This window comes from Streptomyces aculeolatus (assembly GCF_020400605.1).
Classification (GTDB): Bacteria; Actinomycetota; Actinomycetes; order Streptomycetales; family Streptomycetaceae; genus Streptomyces; species Streptomyces aculeolatus.
Genome location: NZ_JAINRD010000022.1, coordinates 166,671 through 178,127, shown reverse-complemented (window position 1 = coordinate 178,127; position 11,457 = coordinate 166,671). Strand labels below are relative to the sequence as shown.

Genomic DNA, 11,457 nt, shown 5'->3' with positions numbered 1-11,457 from the left:
GGGGCGCTGCGGGGAGGGGGCGCTGTAATCGTCGGTCACGGTCTGCTCCTGCTCCGAAACGTCGCGTCGGTCGCCGGGACCGTGCCGCTGCGCCGGCACCCCGGCCCGTGGTGAGTACATGACCAGCGCGTCATCACGCCGTCAACGACGCCCTGCCGACATTGTCGAACGAATCTGCTGCACCCCGCTTTCACCGGCGGGGCGCGGAGGCTTATGGTCGGCGCGTGCCAGGTCCGGTTCAGTCGGTCGAACGCGCGGCGGCGATACTGCACCTGCTGGCGCGCGGTTCCGGCCGCCTCGGTGTCAGCGAGCTGGCGGCGTCGCTGGGTCTGGCGAAGGGCACGGTGCACGGGCTGCTGCGGACGCTCGCACAGGTGGGCTTCGTCGAGCAGGACCGCGACACCGGCAAGTACCGGATCGGCGACACGCTCCTCGACCTGCGCTCCGGGCACGTCGACGCCAACGAGCTGCGCTCCCGCGCCCTCAACTGGGCCGACGGGCTGGCCGCCAGGAGCCGCGAGGCGGTGCGCATCGGCGTCCCGGCGGAGGGCCGGGTCCTCGTCGTCCACCACGTCTTCCGGCCCGGCGACCCGCAGCAGACCCTCGACGTGGCCACCGTGCTGCCCGCGCACGCGACGGCGCTGGGCAAGGTGCTGCTCGCGTACGACGTGAACGTCCCGGCCGCGCTGGACGCCCCGGCCCCGCCGTCGTACACCCCGCGGACCCTGACCGCACCGGCGGCGATCCTCGCGGAGCTGCGGCGGGTGCGCGAGTCGGGCTGGGCCGGCGAGCGCGGCGAACGGCGCCTGGAGGAGGCGGGGATCGCGGCGCCGCTGCGCGGCCCCGGCGGTCTCGTCGTCGGCGCGCTCGGTATCTCGGGCCCGGCCGAGCGGCTCTGCGAACACTCCGGCGCGCTGCGCGAGGACCTGGTGGGGCTGGTGCTCGGCACGGCCCGGTCGGTGTCGCGGGACCTGGGCGCGTCCCGCCGGTGACGGCCGCGCGGGGCACGGCGGACGAAGCGGGCTGACGGGACGGGCGGACGGGACGGCAGCGGACGGTACGGAGCGGACGGGACCGACGAGCGGGGGCGGCGTGGCGCAGCGGTACGTGATGTCGGTGGACCAGGGCACGACGTCCACCCGGTGCATCCTCTTCGACGCCCAGGGCCGGCTGGTCTCCGTGGTGCAGCGCGAGCACAAGCAGTACTTCCCGCGGCCGGGCTGGGTCGAGCACGACGCCGTGGAGATCTGGCGGAACCTGCGCCGGATCGTGCCGCGGACCCTGGCGGAGGCGGGCGCGGACACCGGCCAGGTCGTCGCCCTCGGCATCGCCAACCAGCGGGAGACGACGGTGCTGTGGGACCGGCACACCGGCCGCCCGGCGGCCCGCGCCGTCGTCTGGCAGGACACCCGCACCGACGAGATCGCCGAGCGGCTCGCCCGGGACCCGCGCGCGGACCGGGTGCGCGCGCTGTGCGGGCTGCCGCTGGCCACGTACTTCTCCGCGCCGCGGATCCGCTGGCTGCTGGACGGCGAACCCCGGCTGCGGGAGCGGGCGGAGCGCGGCGACGTGCTGTTCGGCACGATGGAGAGCTGGCTGATCTGGAACCTGACCGGCGGGCCCGCGGGCGGGCTGCACATCACGGACGTCACCAACGCCAGCCGCACGATGCTGATGAACCTGCGCACCCTGTCGTGGGACGACGAGTTGCTGGACTTCTTCGGCGTGCCGAAGGCGATGCTGCCGGAGATCCGCTCCTCCACGCAGACGTACGGCACGACCACCACCGTGGTCCCCGGCATCCGCATCGCCGCGGCGCTCGGCGACCAGCAGGCGGCGCTCTTCGGCCAGACGTGCTTCGCGCCGGGCGAGGCCAAGTGCACGTACGGCACGGGCAGCTTCCTGCTGCTCAACACCGGCGAGACACCGGCCGCCTCCCGGCACGGGCTGCTGACGACCGTCGGCTTCAAGATCGGGGACGAGCCGGCGGTGTACGCGCTGGAGGGCTCGATCGCGGTGACCGGGTCGCTGGTGCAGTGGTTCCGGGACGGGCTGCGGCTGATCGGCAGCGCGCCGGAGATCGAGACGCTGGCGCAGACGGTCGACGACAACGGCGGCTGCTACATCGTGCCGGCGTTCTCGGGGCTGTTCGCGCCGCACTGGCACAGCGAGGCGCGGGGCGTGATCGCGGGGCTCACCTCGTACATCACCAAGGGGCATCTGGCGCGGGCGGTGCTGGAGGCGACGGGCTGGCAGACCCGGGAGGTGGTCGACGCGATGAACGCCGACTCGGGCCTGACGCTCTCCGGTCTGCGCGTGGACGGCGGCATGACGGCGGACAACCTGCTGATGCAGTTCGTCGCCGACGTCCTCGACGTGCCCGTCGTACGGCCGATGATGGCGGAGACCGTCTCGCTGGGAGCGGCGTACGCGGCCGGGCTCGCGGTCGGCTACTGGCCGGACCTGGAGGGGCTGCGGCGCAACTGGCACCGGGCGGCGCAGTGGCTGCCGCAGATGCCGGCGGACCGGCGGGCCTCGGAGTACGCCAACTGGCGCCACGCCGTGGGGCTGACGTTCGGCTGGACCCGGCCGGCGGAGAGCCCGCCGCCGCCGGGGGCCGACGTGGTCGACCTGGTGCTGGCCGACCACCGCAGGGTGGAGCACCTGCTGAGCGCGCTGCGCAGCGAGGAGGCGGACCGGCGGGCGGTGCTGCAGGAGCTGTCGGCGCTGGCGGTCGCGCACGCGGAGGCCGGCCGGGCCGCGGCGCACCCCGGGGAAGGTCCGGCGGCGTACGTGCTCTGCCCGGGCGACGGCGACGGCGGGCCGGCGGCGCTCGCGCGCGCCCTGCTGGTGCTGCTGCGCCTGGACACCCCCGCCGGGCCGGAGTTCGACGCGGCGCTGGACCGGCTGGCCGAGGCCGCCGGCGCGCACGTCGCCGCGGGCGAGCGGGTCCACCTCAACGCCCTGCGCCGCGGCGCCTCCGCGCAGGAGCGCGCCGTCCTGGGGCGCGCGTACGCCGTGGAGCGCGGGCGGCTGCTCGCGTCCGGCTGCGGCAGCGCGGCCCGGCTGGCGGCGCTGGCGGGCGAGTCCGGCACGTAGCCGAGGATCCCGCGGGCGCCGGCACCGGGTGCTCCCGCCGGGAGTTCCTGCCAGGTGCTCCCGTCAGGCGCCGGCGGGGCCGCGGCCGGTGACGAGGTCGTCGAACTCCCCCTCCTTGGCGGCCCGCAGGAACGCGGCCAGCCCGGCGGATCCGTAGACCAGTGCGGGGCCCTGCGGGTCCCGCGAGTTGCGGACCGCGATCTCGCCGCCGGAGAGCCCGGCCAGCTCGACGCACTCGCCGTTGGGGTTGCTGTGGTGGCTCTTGCGCCACTCGACGTTGCCCAACCGGCCCGCGGGCACACCGTTGTCGACCTGCATGGCTGCTCCCTCCAACTGATCTTTTGCGTACTGTACTTGCGTCTGTGCTTGCGGATGCACTTACAGATGAAATTTCATCGAGGTATCACCGAGCGCTCGGGCAGGGGTGGCGGACGGTGATCGAATCGGGCCGAAGTGCCGTGCGGGAGACGCGGGAAGGCCCGGCGGAGAGGTGCTCCGCCGGGCCGGGGTGCTACGCGGGCGCGCCCGTCAGGTGGCGTGCAGGACCTGCCGCAGGAACGCGTCGGTGCTCGTGTGCTCCGTCACCGGGGCGGCCAGCCGGTCGACGGCCAGGCGGTGCCGCTCGACGTCGTCGGGGTCGTCGAGGTAGAGCGCGCCGGTGAGCTGCTCCAGGTAGGCGATGTCCGGCAGGTCCGGCTCGGCGAAGCGCAGCAGGGTCACCGAGCCGGCCAGCGCCGTCGCGACGGAGGTGTGCAGCGGCACGACGTGCAGCGCGATCTCGGGGAACTCCGGGCTGTGCAGCCGGAGCAGGTGGCGGATCTGCTCCCGCATCACCGCGGGGCCGCCGACGCTGCGGCGCAGCGCGCCCTCGTCGATGAGCTGCCAGCAGCGCGGCGGGTCGGACCTGGCGAGCGTCTGCTGCCGGCGCTCCAGCAGGTCGACGCGGCGGGCGACGGCACTCGCGCTGTCGTCCGGGTACGTCAGCCGGGCCAGCGCGGCCGCGTAGGCGGGGGTCTGCAGCAGGTCGGGCACGCGGTGGGACTGGTAGCCGCGGATGAGCGTCGCGGCCTCCTCGAGCCCGAGGTACGTCTCCAGCCAGCGCGGCGTCAGATCGCCGTACTGCTGCCACCAGCCGGGGGTGTTGGCGCCGCGGGCCAGCGCGAGGTACGCCTCGCGCTCGCGGAGGTCCGTGACCGCGTACAGCGTCAGCAGGTCGGCTATGTCGCGCTCCTTGCAGCCGCCCTGGCCGCGTTCCAGCCGGCTCATCTTGGGCACCGACGCCCGGATGGCCTGGGCCGCCGCGTCGAGTCCGATGCCGCGCCGGACGCGCAGCCTGCGCAGCCGGGAGCCGAGGACGATCCGCCGGATCGTGGGCCCGCCCCGGCCGGGGTCCGCGCCGCCGCCGGGCAGCCGACGTCCACCGGCCACCGGTACTGACCCCGCCATCTCCCCTCCCCCGCCGGTCGGTTCACCATCCCGCCGCCAGCGCGGAATCATACCCGTCCGAGCCCGGTTTCCCGAACCTTCGTCCGGTTTTCGCCTATGGAAACCGGACGCGTGGACGGGCCGGCACCACCCGCGGGTGAGCCGGCAGCACCGGCCCGGAGTCAGCCCTTGACGCCCGGTTCGTCCGCGGACTCGTGCCAGCCCCCGACGACGATCCGGGCCAGCCAGCCGAAGAACCAGAAGACCAGCACGCCGAGGAGCGAGGAGAGCAGCACCGCCGCGAGCAGCTGCTCGGACTGCAGCCGCGACTGGTAGAGGTCGATGAGCACGCCGATGCCCGGCTGCCCCTGGCGGAAGAAGAAGTCGCCCACGATGGCGCCGACGACGGACATTCCGGCCGCGATGCGCAGCCCGGTGAAGATGTGCGGCAGCGCGGCGGGCAGCTGGAGCTTCCACAGCCGGGTCAGCCGGCCGGCGTTCTGCAGCCTGAACAGGTCGTGGTACGAGGCGTCGGCGGACCGGATACCGAAGAGCGTGCTGGTCAGGATGGGGAAGAAGGCGATGATGACGCAGACGAGCACGCGGGTGGAGAACCCGTAGCCCCACCAGAAGCCGAAGAGCGGCACCAGGGCGAGGATCGGCGTCACCTGGAGCACGACGAAGTACGGGAAGAGGGAGCGTTCCAGCCAGCGGGCCTGGCTCATCAGGATCGCCATGGCGATCGCCCCGGCCGCCGAGATGAGCAGCCCGAGCGAGGCGACCTGCGCGGACAGCAGCAGGGCGTCGAGGAGTTCGGCGCGGTTGTCGCCGTCGAGGAACCCCTCACGCACCACGTCGTGCGGCGGCGGGAAGAGGAAGCGCCGGTCCTCCGCCAGCACCACCATGCTGATCAGGTACCACACCCCCACGGCGGCGCCGGCCACCAGCACGGCCGGCAGCCTCCGGAGCAACGGGCGCACGTTCATGGCTTGACGGCCACCAGGGTGTAGGCGTTCCCCTCGGTACGGTCCGGGGGCCGGGGGCGCCAGTCGTGCGCGACGACCACGCCGGGCTCGACCGGCTCCCAGCCGTCGATGATCCGCTCCAGTTCGGCGCGGCTGCGCTCCACCATCGGCGTCGCTCCGCGCGCCCAGAGCTTCGTCAGCCGGCTCACCCGGGAGTCCAGCTCGGCGGATATCTGGGACGCGGCGAGGTAGCTGCCCGGGGCCACCCCGCGGCGGACCCGCGCCACCAGGTCCGCCGGGTCCTCCTCGTCGGGCAGGAAGTGCAGCAGCCCGACCATGAGGACGCCCACGGGGCGGTCGAAGTCCAGTACGGCGCGCGCGTCCGGGTGGGTGAGGATCAGCTCCGGCTGCCGCACGTCGCCGGCGAAGGCGACGGTCAGGGTCCCGTCGGTGTGCAGGGCCTGCATGTGCGCCACGGCGACGGGGTTGTAGTCGACGTAGACGACCCGGGTGTCGGGGGCGATGCGGTGGGCGACCTCGTGGACGTTGGGCATGCGCCGCTGCGGCAGGCCGCAGCCGATGTCGAGGATCTGGCGGATGCCCGCCTCCCCGACGAGGTAGCGCACGGCCCGCTCCAGGAACAGCCGCTGGGCGCGTACGCGCATCTTCACGTCCGGCATGAAGGTCGACTCGACCTCGTCCACCAGCGCGCGGTCCGGGCCGAGGTTGTCGCTGCCGCCGAGGTGGTAGTCGTACGTGCGGGAGGCGTGGGCCGCCGTGGGGTCGGGCAGGGGCGACGTGCCGTGGGGCCCGTCGGCTATGCCGTTGTCGCTCATGAACCTCTCCGCGCTGTGCGCCTGCACGGCCGCGGCTGCGCCGGCGCACAGCTGCGGTACGGGCCGACACGGCAGCGTACTCCACCTGGTCGCCGGGGACCGCGGTCGCCGTCCCCGGCGGTCGGGCGGCCGGTCATCCGCCGTGTCCGATCCCCGGGTCGAGGAACTCGTTGGTCACGACGTCGGCCGGCGCCAGGCCGTCCTGGATGGGCTTCTTCTGCTCGGCGAAGATGGGCTCGCCGATGTCGATGATCTCCTGCACCCGCGGGGTCTCGAAGTTCCCGACGGTGGCGTCCTTCCCCTCGGCGTCGTCCGAGGCGATGCCGAGCTTCTTCATCTCGCCGATGCCGTACTTCGCGATGCCCTCGGTGAGCACGTCGCCGCCCTTGTACTGCTCGGCGATGTCGACGATGGTGGCGATCGTCGCGTCCGGGTCGCGGAGGTAGTCGACCTGCGCCTGCTGGATGACCGGCACCAGCTTCTCCAGGCAGGGCGCCAGTTCGGCCTTCGCCTCGGGGCGGACGACGAGGGAGGGCCCGTAGATCGGGTAGCCGGCCTCGTAGACGAGCTGGCCCTTGATGGGCTTCATCCAGTCGTCGATCTCGTTCTCGAACATGTACGGGTCCTCGGCCGCGTACCCGGAGGAGGCGAGCTTGCCGCCGGAGGCCACGAAGCGCGCGGGCGAGCCGTCGAAGGAGCCGTCCACCTGGTCCTTCTTGAGGATCCCGGTGCCGGTCAGATACTCCATGTACGTGTCGCCGCCGGAGTACAGCACCGTGGTGTCCGACCTGCCGACGTCCTCGATGGTCTCGAACTCCGGGTAGGTCTCCGGGTCCCAGTAGATCATCGTCGGGTCCTTCTCCAGCAGCGCCAGCACCGCGGTCGTGGGCTGCGTGGCGGAGAGCTGGACGATCTCGTCGAAGCCGCCGACCACCCCGAGGTCGATGTCCTCGTCCGTGTACATCTGCGCGGAGGTGGCGGCGAAGCCGATCGCCGGGCCGCCGGCGCGCAGTTCGAGCGAGATGCCGGTGTCCTTGCCGCCCGCGACCAGCGGGGCGGTGGTCCGCTTGCTGTTCGCGTCCACCTCGGGGTCGTCGCCGAGGAGCGCGTACAGCGGGCCGAAGGCCGTGGCGTTCGGCAGCCACGAGGTCTGCACGGTCACGGTGTCGGGGCACACGCCGGCCAGGTCGGCCGGGCCGCTCCCCGCCGCGGGGGCCGAGTCCTTGCCGTCGGCGTCGGCCGCCTGCTGCTCGCCGCCGTCGTCGCCGCAGGCGGCGACGGTGAGCAGCAGGCCGGCGACGAGCGGCACGGCTAAGGAGCGCAGGTGGTTCTTCACTGGCATCGGGGGTTCCTCCGGAGGGGGTCGGGGGCCGGTCGGGTTCTCACTGGGCGGCTGCGCGCATGCAGGCGGACACCTCGGCCGCGATGCGGTTCAGCTCCGGGTCGTAGCGCAGGCCCTCGCCGCGCGGGTAGCCGAAGGGGACGGTGAACTCGCCACAGATGCGCCCGGGTCTGGGGGACATCACCACGACCCTGGTGGACAGGTAGACCGCCTCCAGCACCGAGTGGGTGACGAAGACGGCGGCGAACCGCTCGGCGGCGAAGAGCCGGAGCAGGTCGTCGTCCAGCCGCTCGCGGGTGATCTCGTCGAGGCTGCCGAACGGCTCGTCCAGCAGGAACAGCTCCGGGCGCAGCGAGAGGGAGCGGGCCAGGGAGACGCGCATGCGCATGCCGCCGGACAGGGCGCGCGGCCGGTGGCCGGCGAAGTCGGTGAGGCCGACCAGCTCCAGCGCGGCGTCGGCGCGCTTGCGCCGCTCGGCGCGCGGGACGCCGCGCAGTTCGCCGAAGAGCTCGACGTTCGTACGCACCGAGCGCCAGGGCAGCAGCGTCGGGTCCTGGAAGACGTAGCCGAGGCGGTCGGCGCGCGCGGCGACGGCGCCGGCGGAGGGTTCGGCGAGCCCGGCGGCGATGCGCAGCAGGGTGGTCTTGCCGCAGCCGGAGGGGCCGACGACGGACACGAACTCGCCGGCGGCGACGTCGAGGTCGACGGGATCGAGCGCGCGGGTGCCGTCGGGGAAGCGCTTCTCGACGGCGCCGAGGGAGAGGACGGGGCCCGTACCGGACACGGGTGCGGCCTCGTCGGCGTCCGCGACGGTCATGGGCCCACCTCCCGTGCGCTCCGGCGGGGGGTCAGTGCCGCCGGTCAGGTTCCTGCGCCGCGGCGGTGCGTCGCGGGCTCGGGGCCACAGAGGCTACGGGATGGACCTGCGGCCCGGTACGCGGGGTGCCCTGCGGGCGGCGGGCGCGGGCAGCCGGCGGGCGAACGCGGGGCGACCCCGGGACGGTTGCCCGGCCGAGCGCCGGAACCCCGGGCTCCGCCGAAGGCGGGCGGTCGCCCGGGATGCCGCACGCGGGCGGGGCCGCACGGGCGGAGGCGCCGGGGCGCCGGAAGGGGAAGCCGGAGGGCGGAGGGCGGAGGGCGGAGGGCGCGCGACGGGAGGCGGTGCGCAGGAGACAGGGCGCCGTGAGGCGGGCGCGGCCTGCTGCGGACGGGCCCGCGGCAGTTGCAGCGCGGGCCCGCCGGGCCGCCCGGGGTCAGCGGTCGTGCGGGTGCCGGGGGTGGGCCGTGTGGTGCCAGACGTCGAGCAGGCGGGCGGCCGAGCCGCCGACCGGGCCGACGGCGTCGGCGAGGACGTCCGGGGCGGGCAGCCGCGCGGAGGTGACGGCCGGCACCGCCTCCGCGGGGTCGTCGATGGTCGAGGAGCAGACGGCCAGCAGGTAGTCCGGCACGGTCAGCCCCGGTCCGGTGACGCCGACGAGCGGCACGCCGGCCGCGGCGACCAGCGGGAAGACGGTGCCCGGGATGCCGACGGCAGCCTCCGCCCGCGCCGCGGCCGTCAGCGACGGCACGTCGCTGATCTCGTACGCGTCCCACAGCTTGGGGTCCTCGCGCGGGTGCAGGCCCACCAGGATCCGCTTGCCCGCGGCCCGCAGTTCCCCGGCCGCGGCCAGCAGCAGTTCGGTGCCGGGCGCGGCGCCGCCGGTGCCGTCCGGGTACGTGACGCTGGTCAGGACGAGCACGAGCCCCGGCTCCGGCCGGTGGTCGGGCAGCGTGTCGGTCTGCGGCGAGCCGACGGCCCGGATCCGCCGCCGCACGCCCAGGTAGCCGCCGAACGCGCGTGCCTCGGCCGGCGAGGAGGACGTGACCGCGCGCAGCCGGGGCCGCAGCAGCCGTGCGCCCGGTGCCTGCGCGGGACCGAGGTACGCCAGCGAGCTGGCCGCCACCGGCAGCCGCGGGAAGCGCGCCAGGCACTCCAGCGGCCAGTCACCGGCGCCGGTGACGACCAGCAGATCGGCGCGCGGCGCGGCCTGCGGTGTGGCGACGGGCACGGGGTCGCCGGGCTGGACGCCCGAGGTGTCGGGCACCAGTTGGGTGATCCGCACCCCGCGCCGGCCGGCCTCCGCGAGCAGCGGCCTGACGTGGTACGTGCCCCAGGGCTCGTTCGTCGCGACGAGCACCCGCAGCGGGCGCCCGGGGCGGCCGCGGCCGCTGCCGCCGCCGGCCAGCGCGGGGCCGGCGCCGAGCGCGGCGAGCCAGGCGGCTCCGGCCGTCGCGGTGAGCCCGCGCAGCACGCCGCGGCGGGACGGCGCGGGCGCGGCGGGGGCGGGGAAAGCGGCGGACCGGGCCGCGGCGGCGGGGACTTCGGGGACGTCCGGGCCTGCGGGGACTCCTGTGTCGTACGTGGTGGGCATGGGCGGCACGCTAGGCAACGTCACGAACTCGCGGGTGAACGCGGCAAGAACAGCTCCTCCGCGACGCGCCCCGCGCCCCGCCCCGCAATCTTTGGTCCAGACCTCTTGACGAAAGGTCTGGACCAACTTACGTTGTGCCGCAGCGCAACACGTACCTCTCCTGGCAACCCCACAGCCCAGAAGGCGAGCGTGTCATGCAGTCTGCGATCAGCCGGACGCTGCGTCTCTTCGGCATCGGCCTCACCCTGGCGCTCGCCGCCCAGCTCCCCGCCGCCGCCGCGACCCCGCCGGAACCGGCCGGGCCCGCGGCGGCACGAACGGCGGCGGCGGAACCGGCGGCGGCCGAGACCTGTCCCACCAAGCCCAAGCCCGCGGGCAAGATCCTGCAGGGCTACTGGGAGAACTGGGACGGAGCCGCCAACGGCGTCCACCCGCCGTTCGGCTGGACGCCGATCACCGACCCCGGCATCCGCACCCACGGCTACAACGTCATCAACGCCGCCTTCCCCGTCATCCTCTCGGACGGCACGGTCAAGTGGGAGGACGGGATGGACAGCACGGTGAAGGTCGCAACCCCGGCCGAGATGTGCGAGGCCAAGGCGAACGGCGCCACGATCCTCATGTCGCTCGGCGGCGCCGCGGCCGGCGTCGACCTCAGCTCCAGCGCCGTCGCCGACCGGGTCGTCGCCACGCTGGTGCCGATCCTCAAGCAGTACAACTTCGACGGCATCGACATCGACATCGAGACCGGCCTCGTGGGCAGCGGCAGCATCAGCCAGCTCTCGCCCTCGCAGGCCAACCTCATCCGCATCATCGACGGCGTCCTCGCCCAGATGCCCGACGGCTTCGGCCTGACCATGGCGCCCGAGACGGCGTACGTCACCGGCGGCAGCGTGGTCTACGGCTCGATCTGGGGCGCGTACCTGCCGATCATCAAGAAGTACGCGGACAACGGCCGGCTGTGGTGGCTCAACATGCAGTACTACAACGGCAGCATGTACGGCTGCTCGGGCGACTCGTACCAGGCGGGCACCGTCCAGGGCTTCGTCGCCCAGACCGAGTGCCTGGACCGCGGCCTCGTCGTGCAGGGCACCACCATCCGCGTCCCGTACGACAAGCAGGCCCCCGGCCTGCCCGCGCAGCCCGGCGCGGGCGGCGGCCACATGTCGCCCGGCCTCGTCTCACAGGCGTGGAGCCACTTCGGCGGCGCCCTGAAGGGCCTGATGACCTGGTCGATCAACTGGGACGGCTCGCGCAGCTGGTCCTTCGGCGACAACGTCAAGTCGCTGCAGGGCCGCTGACGGACACGCCCCGGCCGCTCGTCCCCCACGGCGAGCGGCCGGGGCGGCACCAGGGTCTGCCGTTCGGATCTCCGCCGG

10 protein-coding genes are annotated in these 11,457 nt (G+C 74.3%); 3 read left to right on the top strand and 7 right to left on the bottom strand.

The window, feature by feature from the left end:
* Positions 1-224 precede the first annotated feature (224 nt).
* The gene (locus LG396_RS29975; RefSeq protein ID WP_225797177.1) at positions 225-992 is read left to right on the top strand and encodes an IclR family transcriptional regulator; all 768 of its coding nucleotides are present in this window, start codon (positions 225-227) and stop codon (positions 990-992) included.
* Positions 993-1,092: 100 nt separating this feature from the next.
* A complete protein-coding gene (gene glpK, locus LG396_RS29970) occupies positions 1,093-3,099 on the top strand; it encodes a glycerol kinase GlpK (protein ID WP_225797176.1) in 2,007 nt (668 codons plus the stop codon).
* Between the two features lie 63 nt (positions 3,100-3,162).
* Here the strand turns inward: glpK and LG396_RS29965 are convergent, their stop codons facing one another.
* The 7 genes from LG396_RS29965 to LG396_RS29935 form a co-directional block, all read right to left on the bottom strand.
* Positions 3,163-3,417, bottom strand: a complete 255-nt coding sequence (locus LG396_RS29965) for a DUF397 domain-containing protein (protein ID WP_225797175.1) — start codon at positions 3,415-3,417, stop codon at positions 3,163-3,165.
* Between the two features lie 210 nt (positions 3,418-3,627).
* The gene (locus LG396_RS29960) at positions 3,628-4,527 is read right to left on the bottom strand and encodes a DUF5753 domain-containing protein (RefSeq protein ID WP_225797180.1); all 900 of its coding nucleotides are present in this window, start codon (positions 4,525-4,527) and stop codon (positions 3,628-3,630) included.
* 179 nt (positions 4,528-4,706) lie between these two features.
* On the bottom strand, positions 4,707-5,504 hold the full coding sequence (locus tag LG396_RS29955; protein ID WP_225797179.1) for an ABC transporter permease: 798 nt from the start codon (positions 5,502-5,504) through the stop codon (positions 4,707-4,709).
* Positions 5,505-5,506: 2 nt separating this feature from the next.
* Positions 5,507-6,325 carry an SAM-dependent methyltransferase gene (locus tag LG396_RS29950; RefSeq protein ID WP_225797174.1) on the bottom strand — a complete coding sequence of 273 codons (819 nt, stop codon included), beginning with the start codon at positions 6,323-6,325 and terminating at the stop codon, positions 5,507-5,509.
* Positions 6,326-6,458: 133 nt separating this feature from the next.
* Positions 6,459-7,667 (bottom strand): hypothetical protein, encoded by a 1,209-nt coding sequence (locus LG396_RS29945; RefSeq protein WP_225797173.1) that lies wholly within the window; start codon positions 7,665-7,667, stop codon positions 6,459-6,461.
* A 40-nt stretch (positions 7,668-7,707) separates the two neighbouring features.
* Positions 7,708-8,484, bottom strand: coding sequence for an ABC transporter ATP-binding protein (locus LG396_RS29940; protein WP_018837318.1), 777 nt, complete (start codon positions 8,482-8,484; stop codon positions 7,708-7,710).
* Between the two features lie 436 nt (positions 8,485-8,920).
* Complete coding sequence (locus LG396_RS29935; protein WP_225797172.1) at positions 8,921-10,078, bottom strand: hypothetical protein; 1,158 nt, start codon at positions 10,076-10,078, stop codon at positions 8,921-8,923.
* A gap of 194 nt (positions 10,079-10,272) precedes the next feature.
* Between LG396_RS29935 and LG396_RS29930 the strand changes: the two genes are divergently transcribed.
* A complete protein-coding gene (locus LG396_RS29930; RefSeq protein WP_100301662.1) occupies positions 10,273-11,379 on the top strand; it encodes a chitinase in 1,107 nt (368 codons plus the stop codon).
* Positions 11,380-11,457 lie beyond the last annotated feature (78 nt).